Origin of the sequence: Bradyrhizobium sp. CCBAU 11357, from assembly GCF_028128865.1 — a bacterium.
Classification (GTDB): Bacteria; Pseudomonadota; Alphaproteobacteria; order Rhizobiales; family Xanthobacteraceae; genus Bradyrhizobium.
The window spans coordinates 313,612-333,230 of the sequence record NZ_LBJW01000109.1; the positions used below are offsets into that span (position 1 = coordinate 313,612).

General features: G+C 65.2%; 18 protein-coding genes. 5 read left to right on the forward strand and 13 right to left on the reverse strand.

Annotated elements, in window-relative coordinates:
- Positions 1–67: 67 nt before the first annotated feature.
- Entirely contained in the window at positions 68–1,543 is a 1,476-nt protein-coding gene (locus tag XI05_RS29980) for an FAD-binding oxidoreductase (protein WP_271508476.1), read from the forward strand.
- Positions 1,544–1,639: 96 nt separating this feature from the next.
- On the opposite strand, the gene XI05_RS29985 is transcribed toward XI05_RS29980, so the two are convergent.
- The 3 genes from XI05_RS29985 to XI05_RS29995 form a co-directional block, all read right to left on the reverse strand.
- The gene (locus XI05_RS29985) at positions 1,640–2,233 is read right to left on the reverse strand and encodes a hypothetical protein (RefSeq protein WP_271508478.1); all 594 of its coding nucleotides are present in this window, start codon (positions 2,231–2,233) and stop codon (positions 1,640–1,642) included.
- Positions 2,234–2,450: 217 nt separating this feature from the next.
- A complete protein-coding gene (locus XI05_RS29990) occupies positions 2,451–4,010 on the reverse strand; it encodes an acyl-CoA carboxylase subunit beta (protein WP_271508480.1) in 1,560 nt (519 codons plus the stop codon).
- Positions 3,940–4,914 carry an IclR family transcriptional regulator gene (locus XI05_RS29995; protein WP_271508483.1) on the reverse strand — a complete coding sequence of 325 codons (975 nt, stop codon included), beginning with the start codon at positions 4,912–4,914 and terminating at the stop codon, positions 3,940–3,942. The genes XI05_RS29990 and XI05_RS29995 overlap by 71 nt, the downstream gene beginning before the upstream one ends.
- A gap of 95 nt (positions 4,915–5,009) precedes the next feature.
- On the opposite strand from XI05_RS29995, the gene XI05_RS30000 reads away from it, so the two are divergent.
- From XI05_RS30000 to glsA, 4 genes are all read left to right on the forward strand, one after another.
- Positions 5,010–5,231, forward strand: a complete 222-nt coding sequence (locus XI05_RS30000; RefSeq protein WP_036001120.1) for a biotin/lipoyl-containing protein — start codon at positions 5,010–5,012, stop codon at positions 5,229–5,231.
- A gap of 167 nt (positions 5,232–5,398) precedes the next feature.
- The gene (locus XI05_RS30005; RefSeq protein WP_271508486.1) at positions 5,399–6,565 is read left to right on the forward strand and encodes a TAXI family TRAP transporter solute-binding subunit; all 1,167 of its coding nucleotides are present in this window, start codon (positions 5,399–5,401) and stop codon (positions 6,563–6,565) included.
- A gap of 243 nt (positions 6,566–6,808) precedes the next feature.
- Positions 6,809–9,019 carry a TRAP transporter permease gene (locus XI05_RS30010; protein ID WP_271508489.1) on the forward strand — a complete coding sequence of 737 codons (2,211 nt, stop codon included), beginning with the start codon at positions 6,809–6,811 and terminating at the stop codon, positions 9,017–9,019.
- Positions 9,020–9,040: 21 nt separating this feature from the next.
- Entirely contained in the window at positions 9,041–10,888 is a 1,848-nt protein-coding gene (gene glsA / locus XI05_RS30015; protein WP_271508491.1) for a glutaminase A, read from the forward strand.
- Positions 10,889–11,032: 144 nt separating this feature from the next.
- Here glsA and XI05_RS30020 read toward each other — a convergent pair whose 3' ends face one another.
- From XI05_RS30020 to denD, 10 genes are all read right to left on the reverse strand, one after another.
- Positions 11,033–11,335 (reverse strand): nucleoside triphosphate pyrophosphohydrolase family protein, encoded by a 303-nt coding sequence (locus tag XI05_RS30020; RefSeq protein ID WP_172786333.1) that lies wholly within the window; start codon positions 11,333–11,335, stop codon positions 11,033–11,035.
- Between the two features lie 26 nt (positions 11,336–11,361).
- The gene (locus tag XI05_RS30025; protein WP_271508494.1) at positions 11,362–11,889 is read right to left on the reverse strand and encodes a carboxymuconolactone decarboxylase family protein; all 528 of its coding nucleotides are present in this window, start codon (positions 11,887–11,889) and stop codon (positions 11,362–11,364) included.
- A 481-nt stretch (positions 11,890–12,370) separates the two neighbouring features.
- The gene (locus XI05_RS30030) at positions 12,371–12,736 is read right to left on the reverse strand and encodes a Zn-ribbon domain-containing OB-fold protein (RefSeq protein ID WP_271508499.1); all 366 of its coding nucleotides are present in this window, start codon (positions 12,734–12,736) and stop codon (positions 12,371–12,373) included.
- On the reverse strand, positions 12,733–13,869 hold the full coding sequence (locus XI05_RS30035) for a thiolase family protein (RefSeq protein WP_271508502.1): 1,137 nt from the start codon (positions 13,867–13,869) through the stop codon (positions 12,733–12,735). Before XI05_RS30035 ends, XI05_RS30030 begins: the two co-directional genes overlap by 4 nt.
- Before the next feature lie 146 nt (positions 13,870–14,015).
- Complete coding sequence (locus XI05_RS30040) at positions 14,016–15,215, reverse strand: CaiB/BaiF CoA transferase family protein (protein WP_271508505.1); 1,200 nt, start codon at positions 15,213–15,215, stop codon at positions 14,016–14,018.
- Between the two features lie 123 nt (positions 15,216–15,338).
- On the reverse strand, positions 15,339–15,545 hold the full coding sequence (locus tag XI05_RS30045; RefSeq protein WP_018645722.1) for a hypothetical protein: 207 nt from the start codon (positions 15,543–15,545) through the stop codon (positions 15,339–15,341).
- A 124-nt stretch (positions 15,546–15,669) separates the two neighbouring features.
- Entirely contained in the window at positions 15,670–16,839 is a 1,170-nt protein-coding gene (locus XI05_RS30050; RefSeq protein WP_271508507.1) for an acetyl-CoA acetyltransferase, read from the reverse strand.
- 60 nt (positions 16,840–16,899) lie between these two features.
- Positions 16,900–17,550 (reverse strand): bifunctional 4-hydroxy-2-oxoglutarate aldolase/2-dehydro-3-deoxy-phosphogluconate aldolase, encoded by a 651-nt coding sequence (gene eda / locus XI05_RS30055; protein WP_271508508.1) that lies wholly within the window; start codon positions 17,548–17,550, stop codon positions 16,900–16,902.
- Between the two features lie 25 nt (positions 17,551–17,575).
- Entirely contained in the window at positions 17,576–18,544 is a 969-nt protein-coding gene (locus tag XI05_RS30060; RefSeq protein WP_271508565.1) for a sugar kinase, read from the reverse strand.
- A 24-nt stretch (positions 18,545–18,568) separates the two neighbouring features.
- Positions 18,569–19,555, reverse strand: coding sequence for a D-erythronate dehydrogenase (denD, locus tag XI05_RS30065; RefSeq protein ID WP_271508510.1), 987 nt, complete (start codon positions 19,553–19,555; stop codon positions 18,569–18,571).
- Positions 19,556–19,619: the final 64 nt, after the last annotated feature.

Below are 19,619 nucleotides of genomic sequence, written 5' to 3' on the forward strand. Positions count from 1 at the left end.
CAAACGTGGACAATGCCCTCTGCACGTCACGTGCGCAGTGCACACCAAGATGCGCCAGAGGAAACAAATGCCGGCTGCCTTCCCGTCGTCCCCACCCGTGATCCCAACCGCGCCTTTAACGGCCGAGATGCGCGATGCGTTGCGCGCGATCGTCGGCGAGAAGGGCCTGATCGAGAACGAGCACGGCAAGCAGCCGTTCGTGACGGATTGGCGGGGATTGCTGGTCGGCAGCGCCGGCGCCGTCGTTCGCCCCGGGAGCACCGAGGAGGTCTCGAAAGTGGTGCAGCTGTGCCATGAGCATGGCATCGCGATCGTGCCGCAGGGCGGCAACACCGGCCTCATGGGCGGGGCGACGCCCTGGCCTGCGCACACCGGCATCGTGCTGTCGCTCGGCCGCATGAATCGTGTGCTGGAGGTCGATCCCGTCGGCTATTCGATGACGGTCGAGGCCGGCTGCGTGTTGCAGACGCTTCAGGAGACCGCAAGCCAGCACGACCGCTTCCTGCCGCTCAGCCTCGGTGCCCAGGGCTCCTGCATGATCGGCGGCAATCTCTCCACCAACGCCGGCGGCGTGCAGGTGCTGCGCTACGGCAATGCCCGCAATCTCGTGCTGGGGCTCGAGGTCGTGCTGCCGAGCGGCGAGGTCTGGGACGGATTGCGCGCGCTCAAGAAGGACAACACCGGCTACGACCTCAAGCATCTGTTCATGGGCGCCGAGGGGACGCTGGGCATCATCACCAAGGCTGTGCTCAAGCTGTGGCCGGCGCCCAAGGACGTCTGCACGGCGTGGCTGGCGGTCCGCGATCCCCGCGCGGCGCTGGAGATCCTGTCGGAGGCGCACGCGGCGTCCGAGGACAATGTCGGCTCCTGCGAGCTGCTCAGCCGGGCCGCCATCGACCTTTCCCTGCGCCACATTCCCGGCACGCAGGATCCGCTGAAGGCGGACACGCCCTGGTATCTGCTGCTGGAATGGTCGTCGGCGCGCCCGCGCCAGGACGGTACCGAGGGCATGTCCGGCAAGATGGAGCAGTTTCTCGCCGATCAACTCGAAGCCGGCCGCGTGCTGGATGCGACGATCGCGCACACATTCGCTCAATCGCGCAACATGTGGCGCATCCGCGAAGCCATGGCGGAGGCCTCCCGCGCCGAAGGACCGGGGATCAGTTTCGACGTGTCGGTTGCGATCTCCAGGATTCCGGAGTTCATCGACAAGGGCCTCAGGGCCGTGCTCGACATTCTCCCGACCATCCGGCCCTATCCGCTCGGGCACATCGGCGACGGCAATCTGCACTTTTCGTTCATGGGGCCGAAGGGCATGGACCAGCAGACGCTGAACCAATACACGGCCGCCATCACGCGGGCCGTGAACGATCTCGTCACCTCCATGGGCGGCTCGATCTCGGCGGAGCACGGCATCGGGATCGACAAGCTCGACGAGCTCAGCCACTACCGCTCCAAGACCGAGCTCGACATCATGCGCAGCATCAAACGCGCGCTCGATCCTGAGAACATCATGAATCCCGGCAAAGTGCTCCGGCTGTGATCGACTGCGAGGCCGGCGCCAACGATTGGTTCGGCGTTGGCGGGTCGCAAAGATGTTGCGACCCGCCCGCGATTCCTAGAATGCTATCCGCTGCCCTCAAGCCACCGAGCCGCCGCGCGGATTGACAACCGTATACCCTCGCAACGAGCGCGCGTGGATCCGCGTCGTGCGCCCGCCCGAGTTGGCGTCATAGGCCATCCAGACGTCGCCTCCGAGGTGCTGCTCAAGGACGAAAACGTGTCCTCGTCGCGCAGCAACCATTCCCGGTGCGGGTGATGTCCTGGGAAAGCGGAGCCAGTTGGACGCAAGATTCAATTCCGGCACGATGCGCCCAAACACGCGCAGAGCCGCGCCGCAGCCGCAGAACGAGGAAGGGCAACCGGCCGGACGGCCACCGACGACGCGAGCGCCGTGAGCGCCGGAGACCGTCGCCGGCGTGGTCGTGCCCCCAGCATCCGTCACTGTCAGTTGCGCGGAGCGGTACGCTTGCAGCGTGGAGCTGGAAACCGGCGAAGATCCGGAAGCCAGTGAGGGCCTGGAAGCCCGCTCGCGTCGCGTCTGCGAATACGAGAAGTCGCAGGGCATGGTGACGTTGCATTCAGGAGCTTGATGAGTTCGATAAGGGCGCGCTTCCGAAGCGACAGAACCCAAGGCAACGAAGACGCACGCAGAAAATACTCGCTTGAACATTGCAGGACTCCAAATGAGAGACCCTGCCCCGGGCAACGAGAAACCAATAACAGTTTGGCTGAAATGGGCCTAAACAGCGGCTGAAAGTGGCTGCGCTTGCGCGCAACAACTGCAAGATTTCATAGCCTACACGTAGCGCTGGAGATGATTAACTCGCAGCGCACGAATGCTCGATCAGCGCGTCAAGCTCGCGACATGCAACCAATTCGGATCAATGCTACGGCCTGATCGTCATGTTCTCCGGCGGCCCTGGCCTTCGCAGCGGCTCCGCCAGCCGGGCGAACTCGCACAGGAGCGAGCGCGTCTTCCTGGGATCGATGATCTCCTCGACCCAGAATTTTTCGGCCGAGCGGAACGGCGAGCGGAGCTTGTTGAGGCGCTCCTCGATCTCCTTCAGCTTGGCCGCCTTGTCGTCCGCCGCGTCGATGTCGGCGCGGTAGGCGGCTTCGATGCCACCTTCGAGCGGGAGCGAGCCCCAATAGGCCGACGGCCAGGCGTAGCGGATCGAGAAGCGGTCGGCCGGCTGATGCACGACGCCGGCAACGCCGAAGGCATTGCGCAGGATCACGGTGCACCAGGGCACGGTGGTCTGGTTCACCGCGGCCATGGCGCGCACGCCGTGGCGGATGGTGGCCGCCTTCTCCGCATCGAGACCGATCATGAAGCCGGGGCAGTCCATGAGATAGACGATCGGCAGGTGGAAGGTCTCGGCGAAGTCGACCCAGCGCACCACCTTCTGGCAGGCATCCGCCGTCCAGGAGCCGCCATAGTGGAAGCTGTCGCTGGCGAGCAGCAGCACCGCCCGGCCCTCGAGCCGCGCGAGACCGACAATGATCGGCTTGCCGAAGTTCTTCCCGACCTCGAAGAACGAGCCCTTGTCGACGACGGACTCGATGATGGGTCGCATCTTGTAGACCTGCTTGCGGTTGCGCGGCACCGCGTTCATCAGCGCTTCGTCGCCACGCTCGGGGTTGTCGGTGCAGGGCAAGGTCGGCGGCAGCTCGTAGACCGACGACGGCAGATAGGACAGGAAACGCCGCGCGCAGGCGAACGCTTCTTCTTCCGTGTCGACGGCGTGATCGATCGCGCCGGCGCGGGTCTGGATGTCGGCGCCGCCGAGCTCCTCCTTGGTAAGATCCTGTCCCAGCGCCTTCACCACCGGCGGCCCCGCGACGAACATCGCGGACTTCCGTGTCATGATGGAATAGTGGCTGGCGGCAAGTCGCGCGGCACCCAGGCCCGCGACCGAGCCGAGGCCGAGCGCGACCACCGGCACGCGCGAGAGGTTCTCCGTCGTGAAGCGATACCAGCGCGTGCCGCCAATGCCGCCCGGCAGATTGGCCGCGCCCTTGGTCTCGATGGTCTTGACCGAGCCGCCGCCGCCGGAGCCCTCGATGATGCGGACGATGGGCAAGCGGAAATCGTGCGCCATCTCCTCCGCCATGAGCGGCTTGGCCGAGATCGACGCATCGGCCGAGCCGCCGCGCACGGTGAAATCGTCGCCGACCACGACCACAGTGCGGCCGTCGACGCGCGCGCGGCCGAACACGCAATTGGCCGGCGTGAGCTTCTTCAGATCGCCGCTGGAATCGTACTCGCCGATACCGGAGACGGCACCGATCTCGTGAAAGCTGCCTTTGTCGATCAGCTTGTCGATACGCTCCCGAACAGTCAGCCGGCCCTGGTCATGCTGTCGCTTGACCTTGTCAACGCCGCCCATCTCCCGCGCGAAGGCTTCGCGCCGGGCGAGCTCGTCGAGTTCCGGCTTCCAGTTCATTCACTCCCTCCGAATGGATCGGCTTGTTATTGTTGTGCACGGCCATGGCGACCGGCTTACGCGAGATACGGTTGTTGAAGGCGTCGCCTTCCGCCCCTTCCATCAGGCTGCCGAGCGAGCGGCCAAGCTGGAGCATCAGCGGCGCGACTTCGTCGTGCAGACGATGCTCGTCATACATCGCCGACAGAAGACCGATCGTGATGACGACGAAGGTCTGGTACTGCGGCGACCAGATCGGCACCGCGAGGCCGTTGATGTGCGGGCTCCAGAGGCCGCAGGCCACGACATAGCCGCGCTCACGCAGCATCTGCCGGTTGCCCTCGATGCGGGGCTTGAGAATCTTGGCAGCCTCGGGGGCTTCGCGCTCCATGTCTGCGACGAAGGCATCGCCGACTTCCGGCGCCAGGGCCGCGGTGTAGGCCGCGCCCGCGGCGGTCGAGGCCATCGAGATGCGGCTGCCGGTGCCTTCGTGCAAGCCGAGCGCGGTCGGCGAACGCGCGAATTGGAGATAGACGAGATGGAAGCGGTCGGGGACGACGAATCCGACCGTGCCCGGCAGCTGCTCGGCGACTTCCTGCAGCCGCTGGCGAATCATGCTGCGCAGCTGCGCGCCCTTCATCATCGATGCGCTCATCGCCACCGCGCTCGGGCCGATGCGATACTTCTGATCGCGCGGCAGATACACGAGCTGACCCATGCGGGTCAGCGTGTGCGTCAGCCGCGATACCGTCGAGCGCGGCAGACCGCAGCGATTTGAAATCTCGAGATTGCCGAGTCGCGCCTCGTGGCCCTCGAAGCATCGCAACACGTCGAACGCGCGCGACACCACCTGGATCACATCACCCTCACCGGCTTCACCAGCGAGTGCACCTTGCCTGCTCAACCGCTCCGAACGTCGTCCCATGATCCCTACCGTTATGTTCCGCTCTGCGGAATTAAATTCCACTTGCAGACGACGCTACCTCAGGCATTTTGCGACGACAACAAAAAGGCGATGGCATGCCAGAAATTAAGATCGTCACGGAGGTCGCGGGACGCATCTGCGCAACTCCCGTGCAAGTTGGAGGAACCGTCGCGGATGGCGATGACGTTGTGGTGGTCGAAGCGATGAAGATGGAGATCCCGGTGCCCTCGCCCGCGAACGGCACGATCACATCGCTTCTGGTCAAGGTCGACGACGTCGTTGCCGAGGGACAGGCGATCGCGATCGTCGCGAGTTGAGTGTTTCATCCGTTTGTTTCCGCGACGATCTGTCAGCTGCATTCCTGCGTGCGCCGTACGGCGTTGCCATCGCTTGATCGCGGTGACATGATCGGTTTCAAACAAAACCTTGTTTCAAACAAAGAATGAAAATCCTCGCGCCAAAGCGAGGATCATTGGAGGGAAACATGCTTCGTGGGCTGCTCGTGCTCGCACCTGCCTTGGCGGCGGGCATTTCTTTTGCGTCTACACGCTATTCGTTTGCCGAAGACACCAAGCTGCCGGCGACATTGACGTTCACCGCCTATGACACCGGCACCGCCGGCTTCAACATCGCGGTCGGTGTCGGCAAGATGATGAAGGACAAATACGGCACCGACGTGCGCGTGCTGCCCGCAGGCAACGACGTTGCCCGCCTCGCGCCGCTGCGCGCCAAGCGCGCGGCTTCCGCAGCGATGGGATCGGGCACCTATTTCGCGCAGGAAGGCGTGTTCGAGTTCGGCTCGAAGGAATGGGGTCCGCAGCCGCTGCAGATCCTGCTCTCGTCCGTCGACTGCAATTGCGGCTCGCTCGCGGTCGCCGCCGACACCGGCGTGAAGGAGCTGAAGGACCTCAAGGGCAAGCGCGTCGGCTTCGTGGTCGGCTCGCCCGCGCTGAACCAGAACTCGCTCGCAGTGCTCGCCTTCGCCGGGCTGACCAAGAACGACGTCAAGGCCGTCGAGTTCGCGAGCTATGGGGCGATGTGGAAGGGCCTGATCAACAACGACGTCGATGCCGCCTTCGGAACCACCATCACCGGTCCGGCCAAGGAGGCCGAGACCTCGCCGCGCGGGCTGATCTGGCCGCCGCTGCCCGCCAAGGACAAGGAAGGCTGGGCGCGGATGCAGAAGGTCGGCTCGTTCTTCTTCCCGCAGCTTGCGACTTGCGGCGCCGGCATCTCGCCGGAGAAGCCGGTCGAGCTCGGCAATTATCCCTACCCGATCTTCGTCGCCTATGCCTCGCAACCGGCCGACCAGGTCTACGCCATCACCAAGGCGATGATCGTCAACTACGACGCCTACAAGGATTCCGCGCCCGGCGCCGGCGGGCTCGCGGCCGACCGCCAGACCAAGAACTGGGTGGTGCCGGTGCATCCCGGCGCGGTGAAAGCGCTGAAGGAAGTCGGACAATGGAGCGATGCGCAGGAGGCGCACAACAACCAGCTGATCAAGCGCCAGGAAGTGCTCGGCGCAGCCTGGACCGAATACGGCAAGTCCAATCCGCCGTCGGACGACAAGGCGTTCCTCGACGGCTGGATGAAGGCCCGCGCCGCGGCGCTGGCGAAAGCCGGCATGCCGAATGGGTTCGAGGAATAGAGCGAGATGCTCTCGGGCTTGATCGCTGCCCCGCGAGAAGTGCGCCCCTTCTCCCGCGTGCGAGAGAGGGTTTGGGAAAGGGTGTCTCCACGGTGGGATTCCCCCAGAGGAGAAAGCCCTCACCCGGCGCTGCGCGCCAACCTCTCCCGCACGCGGGAGAGGTTGAGGAGCCTGCGGCGCGACCGCTTCAACCAACAATCGTTCGCCTAGTCGCGACTTTGCAGCCCACGTCCGGGATCGATCATGTCTGCTTCAATCTCCAGCGGCCCCCAGGACGAAGCCAGGCGCGTCGAATTCGCAGATCCGCATCTCGGCGCCGCCGCTGACTTGCAGGAGGCTGAGGTCACGCGCGTGCGCACCCTGAAGGGCGCGTGGCGCTGGGTGCTGATGGCGGCCACGGCGGCCACCATTCTGTTGTGTGTGAACCAGCAATTCTCGCTGCGGTTCTTCATCGACTACACCCAGCTCAACACCGAATATTTCTATCTGTTGATCGCGTTGATGCTGCCGTTCACCTTCCTGATCTTCCCGGGGTCGGACAAGGCGCCGCTCGACCGCATCCCCTGGCATGACCTTGCGCTGTTCGCGGCGACCTTCGGCTCGGCGATCTGGCTGATGCTCAATATCCGCAAGGCGGCGCAGCTCGGCTGGGAGTTCGACGGCGCGCCCACCAACGTCATCGCCGCCGGGCTCGTGATGTGGTTCGCGCTGATGGAGGCGCTGCGGCGCACCGGCGGCTGGAGCCTGCTGCTCAGCGTGCTGCCCTTCACGCTCTATCCGCTGTTTGCGGATTCGAGCTGGCTCGGGCCGTTCCGCGGCACGCAATCGACGCTGCAGCAGACGACCTCCTATCACATGCTCTCCGGCGAGAGCCTGCTCGGCATTCCCATTCAGGCCTTCGCCGACACCGTGATCGGCTTTTTGGTGTTCGGCACCGCGCTGATGATGACGGGCGCCGGAAAATTCTTCATCAATATCGCGTTCGCGATGTGCGGCACCTTCCGCGGCGGCGCGGCAAAGGTCTGTGTGTTCGCATCCGGCCTGCTCGGCACCGTCGGCGGCAGCATCGTCTCCAACGTGCTGACCGCCGGCACGATGACGATCCCCGCGATGAAGAAGACCGGCTTCACGCCGTCCTATTCCGGCGCGATCGAGGCCTGCGCCTCGACCGGCGCGGTGCTGGCGCCGCCGGTGCTGGGCGCCACCGCGTTCGTGATGGCGCAGTTCATGAACACGGGCTATGCCGACGTCGCGCTGGCCGCGACCATTCCCTCGATCCTCTATTATGTCGGCCTGTTCGCGCAGGTCGACGCCTATGCCGCCCGCCACAAGCTGAAGGGCCTGCCGCGCGCCGAGCTGCCGCGGTTCTGGGATGCGTTCAAGGACGGCTGGTACTATCTCTTCGTGATCGTCGTGCTCGTGGTGATGCTGCTCTACTTCAAGCGCGAGAGCCATGCGCCGTTCTATGCCTCCGTGCTGCTGGTGATCCTGCACCAATGGTCGGGTCCGGCGCGCTGGAAGCTTGGAAACACGCTCGTCCTTGCCGGCTCGATCGCGGCGACGGCCGCAATGTTCTGGTATGGCGTGCTCAACGCTGCGCTGTGGGGCATGTGCCTGCTGGCGGCGCTGAACGAATTCTTCCCCGGCAAGAATTGGGGCCGCGCGCGCTGGTTGCAATTCCTCGAGCTCAACGGCAAGACGTTCGTCGAGCTGATCGCGATCCTCGCCGGCTGCGGCCTGTTGATCGGCGCCTTCTCGCTGACCGGTGTGATCTCGAGCCTTGCCAACGATTTGCTCAGCATCGCGGGCGGCGATGCCTTCCTGCTGCTGATCATGTGCGCAATCACCAGCCTGATCCTCGGGCTCGGGCTGACCACGACCTCCTGCTACATCTTCCTCGCCATCCTGGTCGCGCCGGCACTGGAGAAGCTCGGGCTGAACAAGATGGCGGTGCACATGTTCATCTTCTACTGGGGCATGCTGTCCTCGATCACCCCGCCGGTGGCGATCGCCTCTTTCGCAGCGGCCGGCATCGCCGGTGCGCCGGCGATGAAGACGGGCTGGGAGAGCATGTGGGTGGGCAGCATCATCTACTTCATCCCGTTCTTCTTCGTGCTCAACCCGGCGCTGCTGCTCCAGGGCAGCAATCCTTATCTGGAGGCGCTTGGACTCACGGGACTTGCCTGTTTCGGCATCCTCTTCATCTGCGGCGGCATCCAGGGCTACCAATCCTTCGTCGGCGACTTGCGCCGCGCCGGGATGCTGGAATGGCCGATCCGCGTGCTGCTCGTGATCGGCGGCTTCGTGGTCGCCACCCCCGGCGGCGGCATCATGCCGTTGTCGCAGATGCAGGTGACGCTGCTGGGCCTTGGCATCCTGCTGCCGACGATCCTGATCGCGCTTCTTCTGGTCCGGCGCCAGCCTGTGATGCCGGACGGGTTGCGCGTACCCTGATTGCGTTGCACAAGGGGGGCGATGAAACCGCTCTCGCCTCTCGCCACCGCCTGGACCCGTTCGAAGCCGCCCCTGCTGCGGTTTCTGGACAATTGCCTTAGCGAATTCTCGGCCGAGACGTCAGGCCACGTCGCCGATTACATCCCCGAGCTCGGCAAGGCCGATCCTGCCTATTTCGGCATCAGCCTGGCGACGCTGGACGGCCATGTCTATGAAGTCGGCGACAGCCGGGTGCCCTTCACCATCCAGTCGATGTCGAAGCCCTTCGTGTTCGCGCTGGCGCTGGACCTGCTCGGCGCCGGCAAGGTCGAAGGCGCGATCGGCGTCGAGCCCTCCGGCGATCCCTTCAACTCGATCCGGCTGAATTCCGAGAACCATCCGTTCAATCCGATGGTCAATGCCGGCGCGATCGCCTGCACCGGGCTGATCTACGACAGCAAGGGCGCGGAGGCCTTCGAGCAGATCCGCCTTGCGCTCAGCCGTTTTGCAGGACGCGATCTCTCTGTCGACGAGGCGGTCTATGCCTCCGAGAGCCAGACCGGCGACCGCAACCGCGCCATCGGCTATCTGCTTAAGACCAACGCGGTGATCTCGGACAATGTCGCCGGCGTGCTCGACGTCTATTTCCGCCAATGCGCCGTGCTGGTCACCGCGCGCGACATCGCGGTGATGGCGGCGACGCTCGCCAATCGCGGCATCAATCCGGTCACCGGCGAGCAGGTGCTGAGCGCTTACGCGATCTCGCGTACCCTTTCCGTGATGACGTCCTCGGGCATGTACGACTATGCCGGCGAATGGATCTACCGCATCGGCATCCCCGCCAAGAGCGGCGTCGGCGGCGGCATCCTGGCGGCGCTCCCTGCCCGCCTCGGCCTCGGCAGCTATTCACCAAGGCTCGACAAGCACGGCAACAGCGTGCGCGGCATCAAGGTCTGCGAGGCGCTGTCATCGCACTACGACCTGCACATGCTCAACCGCAGCGACGACGCGCGCAACGCCGTCATCGCGGACTACGATATCGGCAGGAGCCCCTCTCGCCGCGTGCGCCGCCCGCAGGAGCGCGAGATCCTGGCGGCCCACGAGCAGGAGGTGCGGATCATCGAGCTGGTCGGCACGCTCTCGCTGTCGGCGGTCGATTACGTCTCGCGCCGGCTTGCCGGACGGCCGCGGCCGCAATTCGTGATCTTCGATCTTCACCGCGTGACATCGACCACGCGCGCCGGCGCGCGGCTGGTGGCAGAAGCCTTCGAGGAGCTCGCCGCACTGAACGTGACCGTCGTGCTGTCGGGCGTCCGGCGCGCCTCCAAGGAATGGAACAGCTTGCGCGAATGGACCGCCGAGCTGAAGAACGTCCGCGACTTCTATTTGCTCGACACGGCGATCGAATGGGCCGAAGACCAGATCGTCTATCGCTACGGGGGCTCGATCGATTTTCACGAGACCACCGAGCTTGCCGAGCAGCCCCTGCTCACCGGGCTGAGCGAGGAAGAGCTGACCGATCTCGCCTCGCTCTGCACCATCAGGACCTATCAATCCGGCGCGAAGATTCTCACGGCCGGCGACCCCGCCGATGCGCTGTACTTCCTGCGCAGCGGCGCCGTGCATGTCACGCTGCCCGACGGCGTCAGGCTGGCGACGCTCACCGCCGGCATGGCGTTCGGCGAGATGGCGCTGCTGGAGCAGACCCGCTCCGCCGACGTGTTCGCCGACATGGCCGCGACGGCATGCGAGGTGCCGCTGAAGGATTTCGAGCGTTTCCGCAAGCAGCACCCCCGCGCCAGCGAATGTATCATGCGCAACCTGGCCCAGCTCCTGGCCGACCGCCTGATCGTCGCCAATGCCAAGGTGGATATTCTGACCTCGACGTAATTAACGCCGACGTTGCCCCCCAAGAAGTCGTCATGCCCGGGCTTGTCCAGGCTTGTCCCGGGCATCCACGTTCTTCGTACCGCTTGGCAAGACGTGGATGGCCGGGACAAGCCCGGCCATGACGCCGGAGTTCCCAGCTCACGCTTACCGGCTCGCCGCTTCGCTGATACGTCGCTTGATCTTGGCGGCGCTGGCATCGAGCAGCGCCGATGGCTGCTGGCCGGTGGCGGCGCACAGGCAGGCCCAGTAGTAGACGACATCGCCGAGCTCTTCGACGAGACCCGCCTTATCGAGCCAATCGTCGCGCAAGAGCTTCTTGATGTGCTCGGCGACTTCGCCCGCCTCACCGGCAAGGCCGAGGCCGAGGTAGGACAGCCGCTCGTTGGACGGATGCTCTTCGACTTTGGCAATGGTTGCAGCCCAGGCCGCATATTCATCGATCGTCATCGGCATTCCCCGCCGCTTGCGTCGATTCAGCCCACCACTTCGGTGACGGGCTGGAGATCGATCTCGAAGGTCTCCAGGAACTTTGACGTCATGATGTAGAAGCCGACCGAGAGCTGGAGCTCGACCAGCGCGGCCGGCGTCAGCTTCGACGCGATCGCCTTGAAGGTCGCATCCGTCGGTTTCTTCAGATTCACGATCTCGTCGGTGAAGGCGAGCGCGGCGCGCTGCACCTCGTTGAAGCAGGATGCGGCCTGCCAGTTCTCGAGCGCCTCGTTCTGCTCGTCGGTGACGCCGACATTCTTGCCGATGCGCTTGTGCGCGACGATCTCATAGGGTGCCTCGCACAGGATGCCGGTGCGGGTGATCGCAAGCTCGCGCACGATCGGATCGAGCTCGCCCTTGTGGCGGATGGCGCCGCCGAGGCGGCAGTATTGCTCAAAGTAGCTCGGCGAATGCGCCATCATCCGGAAGATGTTGGCATGACGGTTCTTGTCGAGGATTTCGCGGGTGCGGTCGGATGCCTTGGACGGGTCGCTGTACTGAATGCGGGCCATGATTTTCCTGAAGTTTTCCCTGATCTTTTGATGCTTCTTGTCGCCACCGGCGCAGGTTTCCGCAGACTCTATTCGCGGGTGGACGCAGGAGCAACATCATCGAGTCAAATTGCCGCCGCATTGCTGATCGACCCTGACACAGTCGATATTCGCCGCGTGGGGACAAATCGCGGCGGATACTCGCAAGGGGTGTTCCGAGTAAAAACAATTGGCCGTCGTGTGCGCTAACCGCGCAACGATGAGTCACGCCCAAGTCTAGGGAGAAAACGGCATGAAGGAAGCCACCAAGGGGGCGGCCTCGGGAGCGCTCGCGCATATGCTGGCGGTGACGGCGATGCTCGTCATCGCCAGCATCTTGTTCTACGGGCGTTAGTTCGCGTTTTAAGAGTTTTCGTCATTCCGGGGTGGCCCTCGCACAGGCCAAGCCCAGAATACCCGTTCCAGGCTCGGTCCTATGACCGCCCCCGAATGACGGATCCCACTATTTGGCCTTGTCCTTGGCAAAGTACGGCACGAGCTTTCCGGCGAACGGCTTAAAGCTCGCGACAACCGAATCGCCGATGGCGATTCCGTTGTCACCATGCGCCATCATGCGAAAACCCTCGGCGCAATCGACCAGCACAATGTTGTAGGGCACATGCGCGCGCGTCTCGGGCGTGGCGGCGCGGCAGACCAATGAGGTCGCGTAGACCCTGCCCTTGCCGCTGGCGCGCGCTTGGTGCGGATCGGACGCGCCGCAGGCCGCGCAGAAGGTGCGATGGAAATACTGGACATGGCCGCACGAGGTGCAGGTCTGGTAGGTGATCGCCTGCTCGCCCTTAGTCCAGTCCGCGATTCGTTCGCTCATCGAACCCGCTCCAGAAACATGCTGACATGGGACGACAGCACGCCGCCGTCGCCATGCAGCAGCGCGATCGAGGCATCGCGCACCTGGCGGGTCGCCGCCCGCCCCGTCATCTGCAAATGCGCCTCGACCAGGTGCGCCATGGCGCCGCCGACCCCGCAATGGCCGTAACTGAGCAGGCCGCCATGGGTATTCAGCGGCATCGCGCCGTCGCGGCCGAAATGGCCGGCGCGCACGCGCGCGGCCGCCTCGCCGCGGCCGGCGAGCCCGAGGTCTTCCAGCAGCATCGCGAGCGTGATCGTAAAGCTGTCGTAGATCGCGGCATAACGCACGTCGGAGATCGCCAGACCCGTGACCTGCTTCGCGCGGGCGATGGAAATCTCGGCGCCGAGCTCGCTGAGGGCGGGCGCTGCCGTGACATGCTGATGCGTGTGGGCCTGGGCGCAGCCGCGGATGTGCACGCCGACTTCCCCCGTCCACTCGCGGCTGACGACGAAGGCCGCGCCGCCGTCGGAGACCGGGCAGCAATCGAGCAGCTTGAGCGGCAGCGCCACCGGTTTCGAGGCCATGACGTCGGCGACCGTGATGGGATCATGGAATTGCGCGCCGGAATGGGTGCAAGCGTGAGCACGCATCAGCACCGCAAACTCCGCGAGGTCCTCTTCGGTCACGCCGTATTCGTGCATGTATCGGCTGGCAACGAGGCCGTAATAGGCCGGGATGGTCGGTCCCAGCGGCACCTCGTAGTCGGGATGACCAACCTGCGCCAGCGCCTGGATCGAAGCATCGCGGCTCTGCCCGGTGAGCCGGTTCTCGCCGGCGACGACGAGCACGTGTTTTGCGACGCCTGCTTCCACGAGATGATGGGCGAGCATGGTCATGGCGAGGCCGGTGGCGCCACCGACCTGCACGGCATGGGCATAAGACGGGCGGATGCCAAAATGCTCGGCGAAGACGGTGGCGAGCATGATGTGCGGGGAAACGGTGGAATAGCCGCAGAGGATGCCGTCAATGTCGGCGCGCTTGAGACCGGCGTCGTCGAGCGCGGCTTGCGCCGCTTGGGTCATCAGGTCAAGCGAGGAGCAGCCCTCGTGCTTGCCGAAAGATGTGAGGCCGACGCCGGTGATGAAGCTCATGGCGCGCTCTCCTCCTCGTCATTCCGGGGCGGCCCGAAGGGCCGAGCCCGGAATCCATAACCACCATCGTGAGTATGGATTCCGGGCTCGCGCCAAGAGGCGCGCCCCGGAATGACGGATGAGAGAGCTTGCGCCATACCTTCCCCCTACTCCGGCGCTCCGCGCGTAACGCCGTCGCGCACCATGACGGCGACCTCGTCGGCCGAGTATCCGATCTCGCGCAAGATCTCGGCGCCGTGCTCGTTGAGCCGCGGCGCCAGGCGTACCGGCTCAGCCGCCGTCTCCGACCAGGTCGCCGTCACCTTCATGCTGCGGATCGGGCCTTCGGTCGGATGGGTGACCACCGGGAAGAAGCCGGTGGCCTCCAGATGCTCGTCGTGCAGGATCGAGGCGAGATCGTGCATCGGCATGACGGGTACGTCGGCCTTCGTCAGCAGATCGATCCACTCCGCGGTGGTACGCGTCTCGAAGATGCGGGCGAGCTCGGCATAGATGATGTCGATATTGGCGGCGCGGCCGGCAAAGGTTGCAAACTTGGGATCGGCGCGCAGGTCGTCGCGTCCCGTGGCCTTGAAAAAATTCTCCCATTGCTTGTCGTTGTAGACGATGACGCTGAGATAGCCGTCAGAGGTCTTGTAGGGCCTGCGGTCGCGCGAGAGATGGCGGGCATAGCCGCCCTTGTCGAGCGGCGGCTCATAGGTCAGCCCGCCCATGTGATCGCCCATGACGAAGCCGGCCATGGTCTCGAACATCGGAATGTCGACGCGCTGGCCACGGCCGGTGCGGTCGCGGTGCACGAGGCTGGCGCAGATCGCGCCGACCGCGGTGATGCCAACGATGCGGTCCACGAGCGCGTTCGGCACATAGCGCGGCACGCCGTCCCCGGTCTGCGCCATCAGCGCCGGAAGCGCGGTGGCGCCCTGGATCAGGTCGTCGTAAGCGGGTTTTGCAGCATAAGGGCCGTCCTGGCCGAAGCCGAACACGCCGGCATAGACCAGGCGCGGGTTGATTGCGGAGACGACGTCGTATCCGAGCTGCAGCCGCGCCATGGCCTGCGGGCGGACGTTGTAGACCAAGACGTCGGCGTCTTTCAGAAGCCGCAGCACGGCTTCGCGGCCCGCCGGCTTCTTCAGATCGAGGCAGATCGAGCGCTTGCTGCGGTTGGTGTTGAGAAACACCGGACCCATGCCGGCGTGACGCATCGGTCCGATCAGGCGGGTGACGTCGCCATCCAGCGACTCCACCTTGATGACGTCGGCACCGTAATCGCCGAGCATCTGGGTCGCATAGGGCCCCATCAGCACGGTGGTCATGTCGATGACCTTGATGCCCTTCAGCGGCCCCATCGTTCGCTCCCGATTGCGCCGGGCTCAAATGCCCGGCGATTTCGGTCCAGCTAAGGACAGTGGCGCCGCGCGCGCAAGGGCGGCCGGCGTATGGCGGCATGCGCCGCGGGGCGACATCGGCCGCTATTTCTTCTGACGGGATTCCCGGATCTTCAGGAGCCGCTCGAGCTCGTCGTTCTGCTGGTTGATGCGGTCGGCGATGCGCGACTCGTTCTGCTCGCCGGAGGCGGCAGCGGCCTGCTCGATGAGCTGGCGGATATTGTCCTCGAGGATCGCGATACGATCGTTGAGTGCTTCGAGGGAGAGAGAGTCTTCGTAGGCATTGCTCATGATGCGCGTCTCGTCTTTCAATCAGGAGCCGGAGGGTGGGCAAAGCGCAGCGTGCCCACCATGATCTAGCGCAAGGAAAAAGGTGGGCATGGCGCTTTCGCGCCCTTGCCCACCCCACGAGAGCCTACTTGAGTGGCTCGAGCACCGAAACATAGTTGGCGACGGCTGCCCCGCCCATGTTGAAGATGCCGCCGAGCTTGGCGTTCTTGAGCTGCATGCCCTCGGGCGCCTGGCCTGCGAGCTGCATCGCGGTCATCACATGCATGGAGACGCCGGTGGCGCCGATCGGATGGCCCTTGGCCTTCAGGCCGCCGGACGGATTGACCGGCAGCTTGCCGTCCTTCAGCGTCCAGCCTTCCTTGATGGCACGGGCACCCTGCCCCTTCGGCGTCAGGCCCATGGCTTCGTACTCGATCAGCTCGGCAACCGTGAAGCAATCATGGGTCTCGACGAAGGAGAGATCGGACAGCGTGACACCGGCCTTCTCCAGCGCGCGCTGCCAGGCGACCGTGCAGCCTTCGAACTGCAGGATGTCGCGCTTACTCATCGGCAGGAAGTCCTGGGCGTGCGCAGTGGCGCGGAAGCCGATCGACTTGGTCATGCCCTTGGCCGTCTCGGCATCGGCCAGCACCAGGGCAGCGGCTCCGTCGGAGACCAGCGAGCAGTCGGTGCGCTTCAGGGGACCGGCGACGTAAGGGTTCTTCTCGCTCTCGGCGCGGCAGAAGTCGAAGCCGAAGTCCTTGCGCATCTGGGCGAAGGGATTGGCGACGCCGTTCTTGTGGTTCTTGGCTGCGATCAGCGCCAGCGCATCGGACTGGTCGCCGTATTTCTGGAAATAGGAGCTGGCGATCTTGCCGAACACGCCGGCGAAGCCGCCGACCGTGTCGCCGTCCTCAGGCAGATAGGACGCCTTGAGCAGGTTCTTGCCGATCTCCGGGCCCGGCGTGCGCGTCATCTGCTCGACGCCGACGACCAGGACGATTTTAGCGGCCCCTGCGGCAATCGCGCGCAGGCCCTGGTGCACGGCGGCAGATCCCGTGGCGCAGGCGTTCTCGACACGCGTCGCCGGCTTGAAGCGCAGCTTGGGGTCGGCCTGCAGCACCAGCGAGGCGGTGAAATCCTGAGGCGAGAAGCCGGCATTGAAATGGCCGAGCACGATCTCGTCGACGTCACCGGCCGAAATGCCGGCGTCCGCCAGCGCCTCGTTGGCGACGCGGCTAACGAGGCTTTCGACGGTTTCGGTGTCGAACTTGCCGAACGGCGTATGCGCCCATCCGACGATGCTGGCGGTCATGGTCGTCTCTCCCTGCAGGTCTTGTCCTGAGCTAATTCTTAGCCCAGGGATGGCAAGACTTCACGCGGCTTTCAGGGCCTTGATGGTCCGCTCGCAGATGGCAGTTATGCCGGCCCAGTTCCCGGCCCGGATCTCCGCCGTCGGGCACAGCCAGGACCCGCCGACCGCAACGACATTGGGTTCGGCCAACCAGGTCGCGGCATTGGCCTCGCCCACCCCACCGGTCGGGCAGAACCGTACGTTCGGGAACGGTCCGGCCAGGGCGCGCAGGCCCTTAATGCCGCCGGCCTGCTCCGCCGGGAAGAACTTTGCGACGTCGAAACCGTAGGACAGCGCCATCATCAGCTCGGACGCCGTGGCGATGCCCGGCGCGAACGGCAAGGAGCTGTCGGTCGCGGCCTTGAGGAGATCGGGGGTCAGGCCCGGGCTGATGCCGAACGCGACGCCGAGCTTCTCGACCCGGCTGAAGTCGGCCGGATTGAGAATGGTGCCGATGCCGACAACCGCCTCGGGAACCTCGGCCATCACCGCGCGCGCCGCCTCGATCGCAACGGGGGTGCGCAAGGTCACCTCCAACGTGCGGACACCGCCGGCAACCAGCGCGCGCGCCAGCGGCACGGCATCCTGGATGCGCTCGATGGTGAGGACCGGAATGACGGTCGCAGCCTTGAACAGCGCGACGAGGTGGTTCTGTTGGGCAGCCGTGGTCATAGGTCTCGATTCTTTTGATCGCTGTTTACTTGTTGGCCTGGCGGGAGGCCGCCGGCCGGTGCCGCTTCTTCGGCGGCATGGCATAGCCCGGAATGATGGCGCCGGGATAGCAGATCACGAGGCTGGCGAGGCGATGTCCGGCCTCGGCCGCCTCGACCGGCTCGGCGCCGGCGAGCCGGGCCGCGATATAGGCCGCGGCGAAGCTATCGCCGGCGGCGGTGGTATCGACCACGGGCTTGGTCATGGGCTCGGCGCGGACCTCGCTGGCGCCGCCGGGGTAGCGCAACAGGCTCACCGGCTCGGGCAGACGGAACACCAGCTCCGTGGTCGGGATGCGCGCCATCAGCTGGTCGTGACTTTCGCCGGGATGGAGCGCGAGCAGGTCCTCGGTCGAGGTCAGCACGATGTCGGCGGCCGCGAAGGCGGTCGCAAACACCTCCCGCGCGATATCGCGGTCCGGCCAGCCGCGCGCGCGGAAATTGGTGTCGAACACGAAGCGGGTGCCGAGCAGGCGCGCGCGCTTGATCGCGCCGAACAGCCGATCGCGCCCCGCCGCGTCGTAGATCGAGAGCGTGATGGCGGAGAGATAGACGATGTCGTAGCTCATCAGCGAGTTGAGCAACTCGTCCGTCTCCGGCAAGCCCATCAGCTGGCGCGCGGCCGCACTGTCGCGCCAGTGGAAGAACTGGCGCTCGCCCTTGCCATCCGTCTGGATCATATAGAGGCCGGGCAGCTTGCCCGCGAGCCGCACGACACGCCGCGTGCCGACGCCTTCCGCATTCCAGGCCGCGACCATCTCATCGCTCAGGGCATCGTCGCCAAGCGCGGTGAGATAGTCGACCTTGACGTCCAGCCGCGCCAGATACACGGCGGTATTGAGGGTGTCGCCGCCGAAGCCGCGTGAATAGAGACCACCGCCCTGCCCCGCAGACGCGCCGCCTTGGGCCTGCCGGAGCTCGACCATGCATTCACCGATGCAAGCAACGCTCGCCATCATCAGGACCCGCTCTGTCGGAGATCAGGCGACGAAACTGCCGCCGAGCTCGTCTTCGATGTGAATGCGGATGATATCGTCGAACGTCTTCTCGGCGGTGGTGAAGCCGAGCTCGCGCGACCGCCTGGCGTCGAAATTGCGTGGCCAGCCGCCGACGATGCCGACGATGAAGGGATCGGGCTCGCGCTTGATGCGCGCGGCGACCTTCTCGCCCGCGACCCGCTTCAAGGCGGCGATCTGCTCGCCGACCGTGGCGGACAGGCCGGGCATGGTCAGATTGCGGCGCGGGCCGACGGTGGCGAGATCCATGGTGCCGGCGTGAAGCAGGAAGCCGACGGCCGAGCGCGGCGTGGCGTGCCAGTGGCGGACGTCCTCGGAGACCGGGAGGATCGCTTCCTTGCCGGCCAGCGGCTCACGCAGGATGTTGGAGAAGAAGCCCGAGGCCGCCTTGTTGGGCAGGCCCGGCCGGATGCAGATGGTCGGCAGACGGATGCCGATGCCGTCGAGGAAGCCGCGGCGGGAATAGTCGGCGAGCAGCAACTCTCCGATCGCCTTCTGGGTGCCGTAGCTGAGCAGTGGGGTATGGAAGAACTCGTCGCCGATCGCATCGGGAAACGGCGCGCCGAACACCGCGATCGAGGACGTGAACACCACGCGCGGCTTGTAGCCGCCGCCCGCTAGGCGGATCGCATCGAGCAGCATCCGCGTGCCGTCGAGATTGATGCGATAGCCCTTGTCGAAATCGAGCTCGGCCTCGCCGGAGACGATGGCGGCGAGATGGAAGATCACGTCGGGGCGGCCTGCGATCAGCTTCTCGGCGGCGCCCGGGACGGCGAAATCGCCCGACACGGTCTCGACCGGGAAACCGGCCTTCTCCGGCTTCTTCGGCTCGACCACGTCGTGCATGGTCAATTTCGTGATGTCGCTCTTGCCGAGCCGGCCGTCGCGCAGCAGCCGTTCACAGAGTTTGCGGCCAACCATGCCGGCGGCGCCGAGAACCAGAATGTGCAAGAGCTCAACTCCTTCTTATTGGCCGGAGCGCGCCGCTCTTGAATCCATTGGCGCGCCCCCAGCA